At 60.1% G+C, this 18,822-nt stretch carries 18 protein-coding genes and 2 pseudogenes; 11 read left to right on the top strand and 9 right to left on the bottom strand.

Annotation, left to right across the window (positions count from 1 at the left end; all coding sequences use genetic code 11):
* Positions 1-133 precede the first annotated feature (133 nt).
* Positions 134-1,192 (bottom strand): IS701 family transposase, encoded by a 1,059-nt coding sequence (locus tag ACUHMQ_RS02785; RefSeq protein WP_445293921.1) that lies wholly within the window; start codon positions 1,190-1,192, stop codon positions 134-136.
* A 74-nt stretch (positions 1,193-1,266) separates the two neighbouring features.
* On the opposite strand from ACUHMQ_RS02785, the pseudogene ACUHMQ_RS02780 reads away from it, so the two are divergent.
* The 5 genes and pseudogenes from ACUHMQ_RS02780 to ACUHMQ_RS02760 form a co-directional block, all read left to right on the top strand.
* Positions 1,267-4,071 (top strand): annotated as a pseudogene (locus ACUHMQ_RS02780) (Tn3 family transposase); the annotation flags it as partial.
* A 397-nt stretch (positions 4,072-4,468) separates the two neighbouring features.
* Positions 4,469-5,902, top strand: a complete 1,434-nt coding sequence (locus tag ACUHMQ_RS02775) for a hypothetical protein (RefSeq protein WP_445293920.1) — start codon at positions 4,469-4,471, stop codon at positions 5,900-5,902.
* Between the two features lie 9 nt (positions 5,903-5,911).
* Positions 5,912-6,751 carry a cbb3-type cytochrome c oxidase subunit I gene (locus ACUHMQ_RS02770; protein WP_445293919.1) on the top strand — a complete coding sequence of 280 codons (840 nt, stop codon included), beginning with the start codon at positions 5,912-5,914 and terminating at the stop codon, positions 6,749-6,751.
* A 113-nt stretch (positions 6,752-6,864) separates the two neighbouring features.
* Entirely contained in the window at positions 6,865-7,314 is a 450-nt protein-coding gene (locus ACUHMQ_RS02765) for an RrF2 family transcriptional regulator (protein ID WP_445293918.1), read from the top strand.
* A 36-nt stretch (positions 7,315-7,350) separates the two neighbouring features.
* Positions 7,351-7,806, top strand: coding sequence for a radical SAM protein (locus ACUHMQ_RS02760; RefSeq protein WP_445293917.1), 456 nt, complete (start codon positions 7,351-7,353; stop codon positions 7,804-7,806).
* On the opposite strand, the gene ACUHMQ_RS02755 is transcribed toward ACUHMQ_RS02760, so the two are convergent.
* A protein-coding gene (locus ACUHMQ_RS02755) for an IS5 family transposase (protein ID WP_445293916.1) occupies positions 7,803-8,592 on the bottom strand; the annotation gives its coding sequence in 2 pieces (ribosomal slippage) (positions 7,803-8,331 and positions 8,330-8,592; 792 coding nt in all). The two genes, ACUHMQ_RS02760 and ACUHMQ_RS02755, sit on opposite strands and share 4 nt — an antisense overlap.
* On the opposite strand from ACUHMQ_RS02755, the gene hemN reads away from it, so the two are divergent.
* The 6 genes from hemN to ACUHMQ_RS02725 all read left to right on the top strand — a co-directional run bounded on the left by hemN (position 8,545) and on the right by ACUHMQ_RS02725 (position 13,915).
* Positions 8,545-9,645, top strand: coding sequence for an oxygen-independent coproporphyrinogen III oxidase (hemN, locus tag ACUHMQ_RS02750; protein ID WP_445293915.1), 1,101 nt, complete (start codon positions 8,545-8,547; stop codon positions 9,643-9,645). The genes ACUHMQ_RS02755 and hemN overlap by 48 nt on opposite strands.
* A gap of 48 nt (positions 9,646-9,693) precedes the next feature.
* Positions 9,694-10,023 (top strand): cupin domain-containing protein, encoded by a 330-nt coding sequence (locus ACUHMQ_RS02745; protein WP_445293914.1) that lies wholly within the window; start codon positions 9,694-9,696, stop codon positions 10,021-10,023.
* Between the two features lie 128 nt (positions 10,024-10,151).
* Positions 10,152-12,140 carry a ribonucleoside triphosphate reductase gene (locus tag ACUHMQ_RS02740; RefSeq protein ID WP_445293913.1) on the top strand — a complete coding sequence of 663 codons (1,989 nt, stop codon included), beginning with the start codon at positions 10,152-10,154 and terminating at the stop codon, positions 12,138-12,140.
* Between the two features lie 32 nt (positions 12,141-12,172).
* Positions 12,173-12,355, top strand: a complete 183-nt coding sequence (gene nrdD, locus ACUHMQ_RS02735; protein ID WP_445293912.1) for an anaerobic ribonucleoside-triphosphate reductase — start codon at positions 12,173-12,175, stop codon at positions 12,353-12,355.
* A complete protein-coding gene (locus ACUHMQ_RS02730) occupies positions 12,318-13,088 on the top strand; it encodes an anaerobic ribonucleoside-triphosphate reductase activating protein (protein WP_445293911.1) in 771 nt (256 codons plus the stop codon). The genes nrdD and ACUHMQ_RS02730 overlap by 38 nt, the downstream gene beginning before the upstream one ends.
* Before the next feature lie 119 nt (positions 13,089-13,207).
* Positions 13,208-13,915: a Crp/Fnr family transcriptional regulator gene (locus ACUHMQ_RS02725; protein ID WP_445293910.1), complete on the top strand. Its 708-nt coding sequence runs from the start codon at positions 13,208-13,210 to the stop codon at positions 13,913-13,915.
* Positions 13,916-14,045: 130 nt separating this feature from the next.
* On the opposite strand, the gene ACUHMQ_RS02720 is transcribed toward ACUHMQ_RS02725, so the two are convergent.
* The 7 genes and pseudogenes from ACUHMQ_RS02720 to ACUHMQ_RS02690 form a co-directional block, all read right to left on the bottom strand.
* A complete protein-coding gene (locus ACUHMQ_RS02720) occupies positions 14,046-14,606 on the bottom strand; it encodes a transposase (RefSeq protein ID WP_445293909.1) in 561 nt (186 codons plus the stop codon).
* 56 nt (positions 14,607-14,662) lie between these two features.
* Positions 14,663-14,890, bottom strand: a complete 228-nt coding sequence (locus ACUHMQ_RS02715) for a DUF3079 domain-containing protein (protein ID WP_445293908.1) — start codon at positions 14,888-14,890, stop codon at positions 14,663-14,665.
* Between the two features lie 16 nt (positions 14,891-14,906).
* On the bottom strand, positions 14,907-16,118 hold the full coding sequence (locus ACUHMQ_RS02710; RefSeq protein ID WP_445293907.1) for an NnrS family protein: 1,212 nt from the start codon (positions 16,116-16,118) through the stop codon (positions 14,907-14,909).
* Positions 16,115-16,648, bottom strand: coding sequence for a hemerythrin domain-containing protein (locus ACUHMQ_RS02705; RefSeq protein WP_445293906.1), 534 nt, complete (start codon positions 16,646-16,648; stop codon positions 16,115-16,117). The genes ACUHMQ_RS02710 and ACUHMQ_RS02705 overlap by 4 nt, the downstream gene beginning before the upstream one ends.
* 300 nt (positions 16,649-16,948) lie before the next feature.
* A pseudogene (locus ACUHMQ_RS02700) lies at positions 16,949-17,802 on the bottom strand (transposase).
* A gap of 238 nt (positions 17,803-18,040) precedes the next feature.
* Positions 18,041-18,280 carry a TOBE domain-containing protein gene (locus ACUHMQ_RS02695; protein ID WP_445293905.1) on the bottom strand — a complete coding sequence of 80 codons (240 nt, stop codon included), beginning with the start codon at positions 18,278-18,280 and terminating at the stop codon, positions 18,041-18,043.
* 83 nt (positions 18,281-18,363) lie between these two features.
* Entirely contained in the window at positions 18,364-18,753 is a 390-nt protein-coding gene (locus ACUHMQ_RS02690; RefSeq protein ID WP_445293904.1) for a helix-turn-helix domain-containing protein, read from the bottom strand.
* Positions 18,754-18,822 lie beyond the last annotated feature (69 nt).

The raw sequence follows: 18,822 nt of genomic DNA, 5'->3' as shown, positions 1-18,822 counted from the left end.
CATTCCGGAAAAATGTTCGACTAATTTTGCTCCCGGCATGCTTATCTCGAAAAGGTGGGGAGACGCCACCAATCGCATCAAGTTCCATGCTGGGCAGCTAACACATGTCACCAAGAACCTTAACTAACTGATGTTACGCAGCCGCTCGCATCTCCAGCAGCTCGTCATAGGCCAGTTTGATGGCTTTGATGTAAAGCCTAGAGCGCAAGGCGAAGTGGTTGAGTTTGTGCGTCATCTTCAAGCACTCCAACTTGAAGACGGCGTACATCGACATGAACACGTGGTTTTGCTGGGTTCGTACCCGACGTGTCGGTGACTTCGCCAAACCCGCATTGGACTTCAGCGATTTATGGAACTCCTCTACCTTCCACCGTTTCTGATGGAGTTGGGCGACCTGCTCGCCGTCGCACGTCAGATCACTGCACACCAGATTCAACTCACCGCTGCTGCCGTCCTTGTTTGTAAAGACGCGCCGGACAATCAAGACTTCTTCATCGAAACCCTTGAGCCAGCCACGCACCGTCTGCTTATCCGATAACACCAATGAATCCACCCGCACGAAGCGGCCCTGCTGTCGGTCAGCGGCGCTGAGCGCCACCAGCCGGTTGTCTTTCAATGCCGCGACAAAGTGCTTGCGTCTGGCACGAATCAAATCAAAGTTCTCCTTCGCCGAAAACCAGCTATCCATCAACACATAGCGGAACTTGAGCTGGTTGTTGACGCAGAGGTTGAACATCTTCTGCAGCAGTTCGTTCTTGGTCACGTCGCTACTGCGCTTCTCCTGCCGAGTGACGATATCGCAGAAGTGGTTCGGTTTACGGATGATCTCAAAAGCCACCGGCACCGAGATACCTTGTGCGTGATACAGCGCATTGAGGAGGTTGAGCCCCCTGACCATGCGCCCCTGGCAGTGATCGAAATGCCAGCACATGATGTCGTTCTCGTCGGTCCAATGCTTCTCCTGAATGGTGTCGTCAAAGATCAGTACGGCGTCGTCAGTTTCGATCTGGCGGACGGTTTTCTTCACGGCCAGCCATAGGTCGCGGGCAGTGTAGTCACGAGCAGACAGAAAGCGTGTCACAGCGTCGTGGCTGATGTCGCCGGATAACATGGCAGACAATCCCGTGGCGGTAGTCTGGCCAAAGCTGGTGATTAGGTAGTCCGTGTACAACTCAAGGTGCTGTTGGTTCATAGTTCATAGCATGCCGCATTGGGCGTGTTTGGGCTGCGTAACATCAGTTAACTAATATTTTCATGCGTAACCCCTGCTACCTGCGCTTTCCCGGCATCATCCTTGGCGTCGATGAGCAGCCGTTTCCGCCATTACTGAGACTGGTCGCCAACCAGCTCAAGGTCAGCGTCGAAAGCTGGGACGAATACGGGCAGCGGGAGCAGACCCGGCGCGAGCACCTGGTCGAGCTGCAAACGGTGTTCGGCTTCCAACCGTTCACCATGAGCCACTACCGGCAAGCCGTCCACACGCTGACCGAGCTGGCCATGCAAACCGACAAGGGCATTGTGCTGGCCAGCGCCTTGATCGAGCATCTGCGGCGGCAGTCGGTCATTCTGCCTGCCCTCAACGCCATCGAGCGGGCGAGCGCCGAGGCGATCACCCGCGCCAACCGGCGCATCTACGATGCCTTGGCCGAACCCCTGTCGGACCTGCATCGCCGCCGCCTCGACGATCTGCTCAAGCGCCGGGACAACGGCAAGACGACCCGGCTGGCCTGGCTACGCCAGTCCCCGGCCAAGCCGAACTCGCGGCACATGCTCGAACACATCGAGCGCCTCAAGGCGTGGCAGGTACTCGACCTGCCTTCCGGCATCGAGCGCCTGGTTCACCAGAACCGGCTGCTCAAGATCGCCCGCGAGGGCGGCCAGATGACGCCCGCCGACCTGGCCAAGTTCGAGGCGCAGCGGCGCTACGCGACCCTGGTGGCACTCGCCATCGAGGGTATGGCCACCGTCACCGACGAAATCATCGACCTGCACGACCGCATCCTGGGCAAGCTGTTCAACGCCGCCAAGAACAAGCATAAGCAGCAGTTCCAGGCCTCCGGCAAAGCGATCAACGCCAAGGTGCGGCTGTTCGGCCGAATCGGCCAGGCGCTGATCGAGGCCAAGCAGGCGGGCCGCGATCCGTTCGCCGCCATCGAGGCCGTCATGTCCTGGGATGCCTTCGCCGAGAGCGTCACCGAAGCGCAGAAGCTTGCGCAGCCCGAGGACTTCGATTTCCTGTACCGCATCGGCGAGAGCTACGCCACGCTGCGCCGCTACGCGCCGGAATTTCTCGCCGTACTCAAGCTGCGGGCCGCGCCCGCCGCCAAGGACGTGCTCGACGCCATCGAGGTGCTGCGCGGCATGAACAGCGACAACGCCCGCAAGGTGCCAGCCGATGCGCCGACCGACTTCATCAAGCCGCGCTGGCAGAAGCTGGTGATGACCGACACCGGCATCGACCGGCGCTACTACGAACTGTGTGCGCTGTCGGAGATGAAGAACGCGCTGCGCTCGGGCGATATCTGGGTGCAAGGCTCACGCCAGTTCAAGGATTTTGAGGACTACCTGGTGCCGCCAGCGAAATTCGCCAGCCTCAAGCTGGCCAGCGAATTGCCGCTGGACGTGGCCACCGACTGCGATCAATACCTGCATGAGCGGCTGACGCTGTTGGAAACGCAGCTCGCCACTGTCAACCGCATGGCGCTGGCCAACGCGCTGCCTGACGCCATCATCACCGAGTCGGGCTTGAAGATCACCCCGCTCGATGCGGCGGTGCCTGATACCGCGCAAGCGCTGATTGACCAGACCGCAACGATCCTTCCGCACGTCAAGATCACCGAATTGCTGCTGGAGGTGGACGAATGGACAGGCTTCACCCGGCACTTCGCGCACCTGAAATCGGGCGACTTGGCCAAGGACAAGAACCTCTTGCTGACCACAATCCTCGCCGACGCGATCAACCTGGGCCTGACCAAAATGGCCGAGTCCTGCCCCGGAACGACCTACGCCAAGCTGGCTTGGCTGCAAGCCTGGCACATCCGCGACGAAACCTACGGGGCGGCGCTGGCCGATCTGGTCAACGCGCAGTACCGGCATCCCTTCGCCGAGCATTGGGGCGACGGCACCACGTCGTCGTCGGATGGCCAGAACTTCCGCACCGGCAGCAAGGCCGAGAGCACGGGCCACATCAACCCGAAGTACGGCAGCAGTCCAGGCCGGACGTTCTACACTCACATCTCCGACCAGTACGCGCCGTTCCACACCAAGGTCGTGAACGTCGGCGTGCGCGACTCGACCTACGTGCTCGACGGCCTGCTGTACCACGAATCCGACCTGCGCATCGAGGAGCACTACACCGACACGGCGGGCTTCACCGATCACGTCTTCGCCCTTATGCATCTCTTGGGCTTCCGCTTCGCGCCGCGCATCCGCGACCTGGGCGACACCAAACTCTACATTCCGAAGGGCGAAGCCACCTATGAAGCGCTCAAACCGATGGTCAGCAATGACAGGCTGAACATCAAGCAGATTCGCTCCCATTGGAACGAAATCCTGCGGCTGGCCACCTCGATCAAGCAAGGCACCGTAACAGCTTCGCTGATGCTCAGGAAGCTCGGCAGCTACCCGCGCCAGAACGGCTTGGCCGTCGCGCTGCGCGAGCTGGGCCGCATCGAGCGCACGCTGTTCATCCTGGACTGGCTGCAAAGCGTCGAGCTGCGCCGCCGCGTACATGCCGGACTGAACAAGGGCGAAGCGCGCAACGCGCTGGCCCGCGCCGTGTTCTTCAACCGCCTGGGGGAAATCCGCGACCGCAGTTTCGAGCAGCAGCGCTACCGCGCTTCCGGTCTCAACCTGGTGACAGCCGCCATCGTGCTGTGGAACACGGTCTATCTTGAGCGGGCGGCACACGGACTGCGTGGCAACGGCCATGCCGTCGATGATGCGCTGTTGCAGTACCTGTCGCCGCTGGGCTGGGAGCACATCAACCTGACCGGCGATTACCTCTGGCGCAGCAGCACCAAGATCGGCGAGGGCAAGTTCAGGCCGCTACGGCCACTGCAACCGGCTTAACGTGCTTTATTTTCCGTTTTCTGAGACGCCCCCAAGAAGCTGGGTGCGAGCGAAGGAGACGCGAAGCGGATCGCCGGCAATTCTAGACGCTGGTGGCGTAACGGCTGTGGCGTTCTGAACCGGGTGTTGCCGATTGCCTACTTCGACCGCCTTGGTGTACCAAGACTCGCCTAACCTCAACTTCTCGAACCGCCCGGTGCGGACCCGCATGCCGGGTGGTGTGGCAGGGGTCGGTCAGATAATCTGACCGACCCTATGCCGATCGTTTCGAACCCTTCGGCGGATGGGCCGCGCAATAACATGCGTATTTTTTGCATCTTTTAATAAGATTCACTTAAAACGCATCTTATTGCGCAATCCAATCACCCGATCTGCAACGCAACCGAAGGAGACCATCGTGGGAAACTCACACCGACTATGGCGAATTCTCGCCGTTATCTTTCTACTGTCATTCGTCGTACTCGGCTATATCGGCCGGGAAATTTACCTCTCAGCGCCCCCCATCCCCACACGCATCGTCAGCGAGTCTGGCGCGCCGATCTTTAGCGGCGAGCAAATGCAGCGTGGCCAATCGGCATGGCTGGCCGCAGGTGGCCAGCAAGTAGGCTCGGTTTGGGGCCATGGCAGCTATGTGGCGCCGGACTGGTCGGCCGACTGGCTGCATCGTGAAGCAATTGCCCTGCGTGAAGCGCTGGCGCAAGCCGAATATCACCAAGCGTTCTCGGCGCTGAACAACGATCAGCAAGCCGTTATCAGCGCCCGCCTCAAGCAAGAGATGCGTAGCAACCGCTATTCGGCTGACCAGCAAACCCTCACGGTCAGCCCACTACGCGCTACGGTCATTCATGATCTGGCCCAGCACTACATGAGCCTGTATGGCAAAGACCCGGCGCAGGACAAGCTGCGTGAGCAATACGCCATGACCAGCGGCTCTATCGAGAATGCTGACGACCTGCGTGCGCTGCCAGCGTTCTTCTTCTGGAGTGCCTGGTCGGCCGCCACCGACCGTCCCGGCCAAACCGGTCTTTCCTATACCAGCAACTGGCCGCACGAGCCTCTGATCGACAACGTGCCCACCACCAGCAACGGCATGTGGTCGGTAGCCAGCATCATCCTGCTGATTGCCGGTATTGCTGCGATGGTGTGGTTCCACATGGCATCGCATGAAGAAGCCGATCCGACACCCCCAGCGTACGACCCGCTGTTTGAACTGAAGCCGACGGCTTCCATGCGCGCCACGTGCAAGTATTTCTACGTGGTGATCGGGCTGCTGCTAGCCCAGGTGGGCATGGGCATCATCTCGGCGCATTACTCGGTGGAGGGGCAAAGCTTCTTTGGCTTACCGCTGGCCGAAGTACTGCCATTCGTGGTCAGCCGTACCATCCATACCCAACTTGGCGTGTTGTGGGTCGCGACAGCCTGGCTGGCAACCGGCCTGTATATCTCGCCAGCCCTATCCGGGCATGAACCGCCCCTGCAAAAGCTGGGGGTGAACGTGCTGTTCTACGCCCTGCTGCTGATCGTGGTGGGTTCGCTGGCTTGCGGCTGGGTAGGCACGCAACAGAAGCTCGGTACCGACTTCGCGTTCTGGCTGGGTAACCAGGGTCTGGAATACACCAGCATGGGTCGCGTCTGGCAGTACCTGCTGTTTGTTGGTCTGTTGAGCTGGCTGCTGCTGATGGGCCGCGCCCTATGGCCCGCCATCCGCCGCCCTAGCGAAAGCCGTGGTTTGATCGCGATGGTGTTTCTCTCGGCAGCCTGTATCGGCGGTTTCTATGCTAGCTCGCTGATGTGGGGGCAAAAGAGCCATTACGCCATGATCGAATACTAGCGCTGGTGGTTGGTACACCTGTGGGTCGAGGGCTTCTTTGAAGTGTTCGCCACCGCCATCATCGCCCTGATCTTTACCCGGCTGGGCTTGATCCACGCCAAAACGGCCAACTCAGCCATCGTGCTGGAAACCATCGTCTTCCTGTTCGGCGGCATCCTAGGCACCCTGCACCATCTGTACTTCACCGGTACACCCACCTCGGTGATTACCGTGGGGGCCATGTTCTCGGCGCTCGAAGTGGTACCGCTGGCGCTGGTCGGCCTGGAGGGTTATCGCAACCTGCAACGCGCCAATGCAGCGCCTTGGGTAGCCAGCTATCGCTGGCCCATTCTGTGCTTTGTGGCGGTTGGCTTCTGGAATACCGTGGGTGCCGGGCTGTTGGGCTTTGCCATTAACCCACCCATCGCGCTGTACTACCTGCAGGGCTTGAACATGACTGCCGCCCACGGCCACGCCGCGCTGTTTGGCGTATACGGCATGCTGGGGATAGGCTTGTTGCTGTTCTGTCTACGCGGCCTGTCGCCACGGGAGCACTGGCAAGACAAGTTGCTTAAGCCCGCGTTCTGGGCCATGAATATCGGCCTGGGCATGATGGTGTTCTTGTCGTTGCTGCCAGCAGGTATCTATCAAGCCTGGGCCAGCGTCAGCCAAGGTCTGTGGTATGCCCGTTCACCGGAGATCATCCACTCGGCTGTCATGACCGCCCTGGTCTGGTTGCGCGTACCTGGTGACACGGTGTTCTCGGTCGGTGTAGTGCTGCTGGCGCTGTTTGCCTGGCGCCTGCTACGCCGCCCCACCGCAGTGCAAGCCGCAACTGCCAGCGGCAAACTGGCCATGGCCCGGCGTTAATACCCAGTGAGGCGGCAGGGTGCGCTGACTGCGCCCGGCCGCCTTGGGATTGATCCCCACGGGTATAGACTTCGGTAACGCCACCCAAAGAGGCCTACGTTCGAGGCAATTGCATGAGACTCACCAGCTTTAGTGATTACACCCTGCGCGTACTGATGTACCTGGCCGTACATCCGGATGAACTTGTCACCATCCAGCAAATTGCCGAGGCCTACGACATCTCCGCTAACAACCTGATGAAGGTGGTGAACCACCTGGTCAAACAGGGCGATGTGGCTGCCTTGCGTGGCAAGGGCGGCGGTATCCGGCTGGCTCGCCCGGCCCAGCAGATTCGTATCGGCCAGGTGCTACGCAGCGCCGAAGGCGACGGTGCCATCGTGGAATGCTTTTCGCCCAACAACCAATGCCGCATCAGCGCCGATTGCAAATTGGCCGGTGTGCTGCGGCACGCGTTTGAAACCCTCTATGCCACCCTGGATCAAACCACCCTGGCAGATCTGGTCGTCAGCCCGGCACCATTGCTGGCTCAGCTGCATTTTTACCCGGCCGCCAGCGCGCGCTAAGTGCGCAACGCCGGGTATTCCTTAGGACCTATCGCTATGTCGAACACCGCTCCCCACTCCTCCAGCCCAGCCACTGACGATGCATTTTCGGTGCATGGCCTGCAGTTTGATAAAGCCTTGATTGCCCGCATGGCGAGCAATGGCCCGCGCTATACCTCGTATCCAACTGCCGACCGCTTTCATGCCGGCTTCGATGAGACGAGCTACCGCGATCAGGTCGCACGCGCTTTCCCGGCCGGGCAGCAGACACCGCTCTCGCTGTATGTGCATATCCCTTTCTGCAACACCATCTGCTACTACTGCGGCTGCAACAAGATCATCACCAAGAACCGTGGCCATGCCGAGGTCTATCTGGACTATCTGGATAAGGAAATCGCCCTGCAAGCACCGCTGTTTGCCGGCAAGGCACGGGTAGAGCAGCTGCATTTTGGCGGCGGTACGCCAACCTTTCTGTCCGATGCGCAGCTAAGCCGGCTGTTAGAACCTGTCTAAAGTCTTTTGAGCAGTACCGAGAGGAAAGCCAAATGGACGAACTGTAAGCTCGTGTTGAGTTCTCGCTCGCAGTTCTTCCACAACCGTCGGCACTTCTCCAGCCACGCAAAGCTACGCTCCACCACCCAACGTTGTGGCATCACCGCGAACGTGTGCAGCTCGCTACGCTTGGCAATCTGTACCGTCGCGCCAATCAACTCATTGACCGCCTCTGCAAACGGCTTCCCCACATAGCCGCTATCCGCCAAAACGCTGTGTACCTGCTGCAGATTGCCACGCCACTGCATCATTGCCTGCAGTATCCCCTTACGGTCCGTTACTTCAGCCGTGGTAACCGCTATTGCATGCGGTAGACCCTGAGTATCCACCGCAATGTGACGCTTGATACCCGACACTTTCTTGCCGGCGTCGTAACCCTTGTGCCTAGCGTTATCGGTGTTCTTCACGCTCTGCGCGTCGACGATCAAGAACGTCGTATTGGCGCTCCGCCCCAGTTTGATACGGGCCGCGCCAACCTGATTTTTTAAGCGCCTGTTGTAGCAGGCTGGCTCCATCTTCTTGCACCTCGCGCCAGATGGAGAAGTACGCATACACGGTACGCCATTTGGGGAACTCGGCAGGCAGCATGCGCCACTGGCAGCCGGTTTTGAGGAGGTAGAGGACGGCGCAAAACACCTCGTACAAGTCGATTCGGCGAGGGCTGGTCTTTTTGCGGGCGCTTTCGAGCAGTGGGCGGATGTGTTCGAACTGTTCGCGACTGATATCGCTGGGGTAAGGGGTTCTCATCCGGCAAGGATCAAGCATCTCGTTGGATTAGGAAAGACTTTAGACAGGTTCTTAGGCACCCTGCGCAAGCACTTTGAATTTGCCCCTAAAGATGAGGGCGAATACTCGATCGAGATCGACCCGCGTAAGGTTGAGCCCGCCACCATCGCGCTGCTGGGTGAGCTTGGTTTTAACCGCATGAGCCTGGGCGTGCAGGATTTCGACCCGGCGGTGCAACAGGCGGTCAATCGCATCCAGAGCGAGGAAGAGACACTGCGAGTCATCAATGCGGCTCGGGACAACCAGTTCAAATCGGTGTCCATCGACCTGATCTACGGTCTGCCCCTGCAAACACTACCGGGTTTTGGCGCAACGCTGGACAAGGTCATCGCCTCGCGGCCGGATCGGCTATCAATCTACAACTACGCCCACCTGCCACACCTGTTTAAAACCCAGCGGCAGATCAACGAAGCTGACCTGCCCAGCCAGGACACCAAGCTGGAGCTACTCAGCCTGGCCATCGCCAAATTAGCCGATGCCGGCTATGTGTATATCGGCATGGATCACTTTGCCCTGCCCGATGACGAGCTGGCGCGCGCCCAGCGTAGCGGCACCCTGCACCGCAACTTCCAGGGCTATTCAACCCACGACGATATCGACCTGCTGGCGCTGGGGGTTTCCGGCATCGGCAAGATAGGTCCCAGCTACAACCAGAATGTCCGCGGCACTGATGACTACTATGCGCAACTGGACGCCGGGCGGCTGCCCTTGTTCCGCGGCATCAGTCTGGGCCGCGACGACGAGTTGCGCCGTCATCTTATTCAACAGCTGATGTGTGAATTCCGCATCGAGCTGGCCGACTTTGCCGCGCAATGGCAAATCCATTTCAGGGATTACTTCCAGGCCGAAATGTCCAAGCTACAAGCGCTGATCGATGACGGGCTGATCAACATGGACGCAAATCAGTTGCAGGTCTTGCCCCGAGGCCGTTTGCTGGTACGCAATGTTGCGATGGTGTTTGATCGCTACCTGCAGACCGGTCAGCCGCTGGTGCGCTATTCAAAAACCATCTGAGCAAGTAAAGCAACACCACGGCCGGGTGGCACGACCAGGAGTCCGTACATGGCCCAAACCCACGCAAAATCTGGCGATCTGGTCTGGATATCCGCCCCGCTCGCCAACACGCCGGCCTCCAATGAAGTACTGGTGCGTGATGCGCATATCGAGATTTTCCGCCTGAGCCTGCCTGCCGGCGCGCAGATGCAATCGCACAAGGCGGCAGGTGCTATGAGCGTGCAATGCCTGAGCGGCGAAGTGCGCTTCAGCTGCCACGACCAGACCCATCAGCTCACCGCCGGTGCACTGGTTTATCTGCAAGATGCCGAGCCCCATGCATTGGTATGCGTGCAGGATGCGGTACTGCTGATCACCCTGTTTCTACATCGGTGCTGAACTCCTTTCCCACGCTTTTTTCGCAAACTTGACCTCGGTCAAACCTTTACAAACCACCGCCCACCACCCGCCCTAAAACACTATATCTAGTGCTAGTCTTCACCAATAAATACTAGATGGAGTGTTTTATGCATCCGCAGCAAGTATTGAAGCGTGACGGCACACTGGCCGCCTTCGACCCAAGCAAAATCCAGCAAGCCCTGGCTGCCGCTGGCCGCGCCACCGGCGAATTCGACCCCATTGTCGCCGGCCTGCTGACCGAGCGTATGCTGGCCAGCCTGGCCGACCAACCCTGCCCTGGCATCGAGACCATCCAGAACCGGGCCGAGGAAATCCTGGTCGCCGCCGGTTGCTGGCGCACCGCCCGCGCCTACATTGTCTACCGCGAGCAGCACGCCCGCCTGCGCGATCTCAAACACACCCTGGTGGATGTGGAAAGCGCGATGGAGGAGTACCTGGACCAACGCGACTGGCGGGTCAACGCCAATGCCAATCAGGGTTACAGCCTGGGCGGGTTGATCCTGAACGTGGCGGGCAAGGTCACCGCCAATTACTGGCTCAGCCATGTACTCAGCCCCGAAGCCGGCCGGGCCCACCGCGAGGGCGATATCCATATCCACGATCTGGACATGCTCAGCGGCTACTGCGCTGGCTGGTCGCTACGCCAACTGCTCACCGAGGGCTTTAACGGCGTACCCGGCAAGGTGGAAGCGACACCGCCCAAGCACATGTCGGCCGCCATCGGCCAGATCGTCAACTTCCTTGGTACCCTGCAGAACGAATGGGCCGGCGCCCAGGCGTTCAGCTCTTTCGATACCTATATGGCGCCCTTTATCCGCCACGATGGCATGAGCTATCGCGAGGTGAAACAGGCCATGCAGGAGCTGATCTACAACCTGAACGTGCCCAGCCGCTGGGGTACCCAGACGCCGTTCACCAACCTGACCTTCGACTGGACTTGCCCCGCCGACCTGGCCGAGCAGATTCCCTATATCGGTGGTGAGGAGATGCCGTTCAGCTACGGCGAGTTGCAGGTCGAGATGGACCTGATCAACCGGGCCTATATCGAGGTGATGATGGCCGGCGACGCCAAGGGCCGCGCTTTCACCTTCCCGATCCCCACCTACAACATCACGCCGGACTTTGACTGGAATCACCCGAACACCGAGCTGCTGTTCGAAATGACCGCAAAGTATGGATTACCGTACTTCCAGAACTTCCTCAATTCCGACCTGGAGCCGCAGATGGTGCGGTCGATGTGCTGCCGGCTGCAGCTGGATTTACGAGAATTGCTGAAGCGCGGCAATGGCCTGTTCGGCTCGGCCGAGCAAACCGGCTCGGTCGGGGTAGTCACCGTCAACTGTGCCCGGCTGGGCTATCTGCATCGGGATGACGAGGCCGGCCTGCTGGCGGCGCTGGACCGGTTGCTGGACCTGGGCCGCGACGTGCTGGAAGTGAAGCGCAAGGTGGTGCAGCGCTATATCGACCAGGGTCTATACCCTTACACCAAGCGCTATCTGGGCACCCTGCGCAATCATTTCAGCACCCTGGGCGTGAACGGCATCAACGAAATGGTGCGCAACCTCAGCCGGGACACCTACGACATCACCGCGCCGGAAGGCCATGCCATGGCAGTGCGGCTGCTAGACCATGTGCGGGCACGGATGACCGAGTTCCAGGAAAGTACCGGCCACCTGTACAACCTGGAAGCCACACCAGCCGAGGGCACCACCTACCGCTTTGCCCGCGAAGACAACAAGCGCTGGCCTGACATCCTGCAGGCTGGCAGCGCCGAGCAACCGTACTACACCAACTCCAGCCAGCTACCGGTCGGCTACACCGACGACCCGTTCGAGGCGCTGACCCTGCAGGCAGAACTGCAGGGCAAGTACACCGGCGGCACCGTGCTGCATCTGTATATGAACGAAGCCATCAGCAGCAGCGAGGCCTGCAAGCAGCTGGTACGCCGCGCGCTGAGCAATTTCCGCCTGCCCTATATCACCGTCACACCCACCTTCTCGATCTGCCCCAAGCACGGCTACCTGAGCGGGCACCACCCCTACTGCCCCAAGTGTGATGCCGAGCTGCTGGCCCGTGAACCGGCTTGCTGCAATTAACCCACCACCTACTCCAACCAGGAAACCACACCATGATCGCAGCCGTCGTCACCCCCGTCCCCACCACCGCTCGCCAGCTTGATAACGCTCAGCGCACCCGCTGCGAAGTCTGGACCCGCGTCATGGGCTACCACCGCCCGGTCTCCTCCTTCAACACCGGCAAGCAAGGAGAATTCAATGAGCGCCGCTTCTTCACCGAACAGCATCATGTCTGAAATATCGCCGCTGGCTGACTGGCACATTCCGCTGCGCCTGCTGGCAGCAGAGCCGGCGCAGCTTGGTCCCGATGAGCCTGCGTTGGCAGGGTTAGTCCCGTTCTCCAGCGTGGATTGGCCCGGCCATCTGGCCGCCGTGCTGTTCATCGGCGGCTGTCCATGGCGCTGCCACTACTGCCATAACCCGCATCTGCAGGAGCGAGCCTGCCGCTATTCATGGGCCGCCATGTGCAACTGGCTGCAGAGCCGCCGTGGGCTGTTGGATGGGGTGGTGTTCTCGGGCGGCGAGCCTTTGAGTGAAGCCGCCCTGCCCGAGATGATCAAGACAGTGAAAACCATGGGCTTCAAAGTGGCGCTGCACAGTGCCGGCATCTACCCCAATCGCCTGGCCGCTGTTTTGGCTTATCTCGACTGGGTGGGGCTTGACATCAAAACCGACCCGGAAGGATACGACGCGTTGACTGGCCGCCCGCGTAGTCGCGGGCCCACCGGTATTTGTCTGGAAATGCTACTGGCAGCCGGTAGCAAGTTTGAGTGCCGTACTACCTGGAGCCCAGCTTGGCTCAGCGAAGCACGTCTGCTCAAGCTCGCCAAAGGTCTGGCCGAAAGCGGCGTGCGCCACTATGCGGTACAGCGCTACCGCAGCAGCCCCGATGTACCGCCGGATGCGGTGCTGAGCATCCGGGCCCAAAGCCAATTGGCCGAGTGGTTTGAGCAATTTGAATACCGATAGAGGAGCACTCACCAGCACCTACCGAACCTGCCGATGTATCTAGCCCACTCGGTGAATATCCAGCGCCATTGTCAGCGCCTAGCATCGACCCATCTTTCTCGCACCTGAGGCACACGTCCATGGCCCATAAACTAGATGTGGATTCCTTACTGCTACGCCTGCCACTGTTCCGTAACCTGGACGCCGATCAACTAGCGCTGATGGCCCGCGCCAGTCAGCAGGTGCGGGTGGCCAAGCATCAGTTCGTGTTTCACCGGGGTGATCCGGCCAACGGGCTATATGTGGTGGCGGTTGGCGGCATCAAGCTGGCCATACCCTCCCCCAGCGGGCAGGAGAAAGTGATCGAGTTCTTCAGCCCCGGCCAAGCCTTTGGCGAGGCGGTCATGTTTCTCGACAAGCCGTATATGGTGCAGGCGCAGGCCCTGGAAGACACCTTGCTGATCTGGATCGACAAGCAGGACATCTACGCCGCCATTGACCACGATACGTCCTTTGCCCGCCGCATGCTGGCCGGCTTGTCCCTGCGCCTGCATGCCCTGGTGCAAGACATCGAAACCATCAATCTGCAGAACGCCTCACAGCGGGTGATCAGTTTTCTGCTCAAGCAGCCACGAGAAAACGGCCAGGTGCATTTCCCGTTCTATAAGAATGTGATCGCCTCCAAGCTGGGCCTGACGCCGGAAACCCTGTCGCGGCTGCTGCACCAGCTCAGCGTTAAGGGTTTGATCCAGGTAGATAAGCGTGACGTACAGATTCCAGACCCTGACGCCCTGGAAGCCCTGCTGTATGGCGGCCAGTCAATCAACAATCAAGTTATTGATTTTTAAATACTTTATCCTGAACTAGCCAGGCTTGATGCCGCTCAAGGAAAGCCTACTCGTAAGCGCCTAGGCTGTCAAACAGCGCCCAATAGTTACCAGGTAACAGCGTCCAATTCTTTCCAATTACTCACTGATGTTACGCAGCCGCTCGCATCTCCAGCAGCTCGTCATAGGCCAGTTTGATGGCTTTGATGTAAAGCCTGGAGCGCAAGGCGAAGTGGTTGAGTTTGTGCGTCATCTTCAAGCACTCCAACTTGAAGACGGCGTACATCGACATGAACACGTGGTTTTGCTGGGTCCGTACCCGACGTGTCGGTGACTTCGCCAAACCCGCATTGGACTTCAGCGATTTATGGAACTCCTCTACCTTCCACCGTTTCTGATGGAGTTGGGCGACCTGCTCGCCGTCGCACGTCAGATCACTGCACACCAGATTCAACTCACCGCTGCTGCCGTCTTTGTTTGTAAAGACGCGCCGGACAATCAAGACTTCTTCATCGAAACCCTTGAGCCAGCCACGCACCGTCTGCTTATCCGATAACACCAATGAATCCACCCGCACGAAGCGGCCCTGCTGTCGGTCAGCGGCGCTGAGCGCCACCAGCCGGTTGTCTTTCAATGCCGCGACAAAGTGCTTGCGTCTGGCACGAATCAAATCAAAGTTCTCCTTCGCCGAAAACCAGCTATCCATCAACACATAGCGGAACTTGAGCTGGTTGTTGACGCAGAGGTCGGGATAGACATGTCAGGGCATCAAAGTGAGGCGAACGGGGGCTCATCTTGGCTTGGGCCAGGCAGTTCGGCAGTGTCTGGTGCGGCGTCCTGCCCCCATTCCTGCCAGTCGTCGCCCCAGAATTCCACCGGGTGCTGGGTGCGGTCGGTGCCGTTGCCGCAATTGAGTGAATCGGCCGGGCAGTACTTATCGCAACCCCAGCAGATGCGCTCGGGGTGCTTGGGGTGGCTGGGAAATTTCTTGGCCATGGTGTGCGCTCCGTTTTCAGCCCGGCTTGCCGTCAAAGCGCGGCTGCCAGTAGATGGGTAGGACGCGCGCGGCCCAAATCAGCATAAGCAACAGCCAACCGGCCGATGCCAGATGCAGGTAAGCCGCCGGCCCACCGAACAAAGCCAAACCTACCCGCAGCAGGGCAATCCCATGCAGGCCCAGGTAAATAGCCCAGTAACCGTTATCCGCCACCAGATCACGGCCACCGTGGCCGAGGGTGACGCGAGTGACAAATCCAACCAGCATGGTGCAACAAAAGCCCAAGCCCAAAGCGTGAGCTGGCGCTGCACCCACCGACACGCCAGCACTTTGCAAACCTTGCAATAGCAGGGCCGGCGCCAACCAGGCAAAGCTAAGGTGCAGCATGGCCAATAGCCGGTTTTGCAAGCTGGCTACCAGCCCCCATCGCCAGCTGGTAAAGCCCAGGCTAGCCGCCAATGCCAAGGCAGCGCTGCTGGCAATGAAATTCTGGCCCAGTGCATCGGCCACAATCAGCACGGCGCAACCGGCCAGCCAGGTATCCAGCAGCCAATTGGGCCGCCAGCTGGTATGGCTAGGCAGGGCGGATTGAGTAAAGAACGGCACCATGCGGTGCGAGACGGTGACAAACACCGGCAGCAACAAGCCCCAGAAGGTCAGTTGCCGGGCAAACCACCACAGTAGGCCATCCCCCGACTGTACCCACAGGACCGCGACCATCAGCGCCATGGCGCCCACCGTCATGGCGATCAGGATGCGCAGGGCATGGCGTTTGTCCGGTACGGTGCTTAGTTGATAGATACGCAGCCAGCGCAGCGTGGCGAAGGTCCAGCTGATCTGCATCAGCAACAGGCCGGTGGTGGGCCAACGGCCACCGTAGCTGAAGCCTGCCAGCGCAAGCCAGAGCCCCAGCAGATAGAGCAGCGCGAGCGGCAGATGGTGGCTGGCCTGGCCGGGATCGCTGACGTTGAGCCAGCGTGGCCCGGCCGTAAAGATGAAACCCAACATGAACAGCGGAAATACCCCCAGCGGCGTCAGCAAGCCGTGTACCTGCAAGGCCGGGTAGCTGCCAACAAGCGGCTGCGCAATGGCCACCGCCCACCATAGGGCCAGGCTGAGAATCGCAATGACACCTGCGCCAAAATAAGCTCGGTGGGGGACCGCAAACAGTCGCTGCAAACCGGTGCCAGGGTCGGCGGCGGGTGCGTCGAAGAGGGTGAGGCTCATCGCGTAACTCCGCGGCGTTGGCTCATATTGCGGCCTATGCGCGCCAGGGGGTCTGCTGGCAGGCGTTGGGCGGCCGGGTAGAGCAGGGCTTCTTCACGGGCGGCGTGGGCCGGGTAGTCATGGGCGAAAGCGGCAAGCGAGGCGGGCCGTACCGGTGCGGCACGGTCTGCAATGGCCTGCATCCAGGGGCGTACGTCACTCCAGAGTCGGGCCAGCTCGGCGTGCTCGGCCTCAATCTGTTTCAGATCAGCGCTGAGTTTCGGATCATCCAGTGCCCGCAGGGACGGAAACAAATCGTCTTCCTCATCAGCGTGATGCAGCGGCGCGGCATTATCGAAGTAACGCAGGATATTGCTCGCCGCTGTGGCGGCTTCTTCGTCCACGCCCTGCTGGCTTATATGGGTGTCCAGCTTGAGGCTCAGTGCACAGAAGCGGCGGACATTGTCGTGACAGGCGGTAAGCAGGCCGACCGGGTCATCAAAGCTGGGTGCCTGGCTGATGGGGGCCTTGGTTGAAGTGGTTATCCACATGAGAAGCTCGCTTGCGGGGCAACGGTGCCAGCATGCCTTGCCAGGGCGGGGATCACCCTGTCGTGCGTCAAGGTTTTGGCGTAATACAGCGTGTCATACGGTGCAGGGCGGGGCCATAGGCATAAGGAACTAGCCCGGATATTTCACCCTCATGTCGCATCATGATGGCAGCCGCGCTGGTTCATTGAACCAGCATTCAGGACGATCAGGATGAGCGGGAATGGGTCGCCGTGCCAGTTTCTGGACGGCGCTTCCCCTACCCCCGAAGTGTCAACATGTCGGGGACGCACTGGGAAGTTACTACGGAGAGGCCAGAGCGCGATACGCCGTAAAGAACAGATCCCGCAAAGGGTGGTGGGAGGCAAGCAGGATGCGGATGCGCCGACTGTTGCGAATCACGACGGCACCGATCTTGAGCAGCCGCCCGCGAATGCTGGCGGCGGTGGCCTTGGCCAATTCGGCCCCTGCCAGCGCCACCTCGCGCAAGCGCTGCATCAGCGTATAAGCCAGCGCAGCGAATAGAATCCGCAGCCAATTGGCCAGGAAACGGTGGCAACTGGCACGGGTGCCAAACAGATCGAGCTGGGTTTCCTTGATCCGGTTTTCTGCCTCACCACGCTGGCAGTAGAGGTCGTCATACAAGGATTCGGCTGGCCGATCCAGATTGGTGACGATGAACCGCGGGTTGATCCCCTGGCTGCCGAACTCCAGACGGGTCACGATCCGCCGCTTGCAGTCCCAACTGTCGGCGGCATAGTGAAATTCGTGGATTGCACGTTGCTTCACCTGGGTCTGAGCGTAGCGCCGTTCCAAGTCGGCCTCCCAGGCTGCCACGCTGCATTGCTGGAACCGACCGCGGTCTGCATCAGCGGGTCGTGGCGCAACACGGCGTGATCATTCAAATCCTCGTAACCACAACATAGGCCATATAAGCGCTGAGCGACGAGATCGCGTAGCGCATGGGTGACGAGGTCCTGATTGCGCGGATCGTGCAGTGCCCGGGCTACGGCGGTCGAGAGCCCGATGCGACGATCCATCTGCTGCAGTAGGAGCAAACCGCCATCTGAGCTGATCGGTCCCCCCTCGAAGTTGGCTTCAATCAGGCGGCGCCCCAGGCGCCCAAATTCCATCCGGTCTGCGGTACACTTTGGCATCGGCGAAGTTGCATGAGTATTGGTTTGAGAAGCTTATTCTATGCGGCCTCCGGCCCTTCGCCGACCCCTCTTCGTGAAATATCCGGGCTAGACAAGCTCATCCAAACGGCTAGGCTGTGACGAGCTTGCAGGGGACGGCGCGCCGCGTGGGCAGCTAACGCCAGGTGTAAAGCACAGGCCGGCTAGATGCCCGGAACAGTCAGACTGAGCATCTGACTCGCCAGGCTTCGGGTGGGAATTAAGCTGGTACGCCTAAGATAACGCTGGATGCCTTGAACATGGCCGAGGCTAGCTTGCCAACCGCCAATGCCAAGTTTTCTACACTGTCGTTGGTAATGATGGCGGCGATGCTCCCGCCGGCGCTCAAGTCGATCACGACTTCGGTGTTGACCCCCCCCGGCTGCAAGCGTGAGACCTGGCCGGCCAGCCGGTTGCGGGCAGAGAAGCGGGCGCCTTCGTCATCGGTCAGTACGATCACGGAGGATGACTTGATCAGCGCGAAAGCATCGGCACCTACGGCTAAACCCAGGCTGTTGCTGCTCTCATGTGTGACAACGGCGATCAGGCGCAGGCCGCCATTGATTTCTCCAGCTCCACTTCATCGTTGACCGCGCCACGGCGCAGCTGCGCCGCGCGCGTCCACAACGCAAATTCCAGCTTGAGTTGCTCGGGGCGGTTCTTGCAGATCAAACGCTGGATGTGTAGTTCCTGATTGGCGCTCAGGCACCGCTGCTGGCCCAGCGAGCGCCCTGTGGGTTGAGGGGCTAGCGCCTTGAGGCCCCCGGCATCGGCCGACTTGACTGCGCTGCGCACAGTTCCCTCCGCCACGCCCAGGCTGGCCGCCACTTCCTTGATGGGCATGCCACGCCGATGCAGCCTCACAGCTTGCTTGCGCCTTTCGTGCTGTTCTTGCCGCGACAGCTTGCGTCCGTCTTCTTTGTCCATTTGCATCAGTTGGGGGCGGGTACCAGAAAATCAACCCTTAGTTGCCGGGTGAATGGTGCTATAGGCTGCTAGAAC

Source organism: Chitinimonas violaceus, assembly GCF_052601015.1.
Note: the sequence above shows the minus strand (reverse complement) of the source record. Positions and strands in the feature narration are given on the sequence as shown.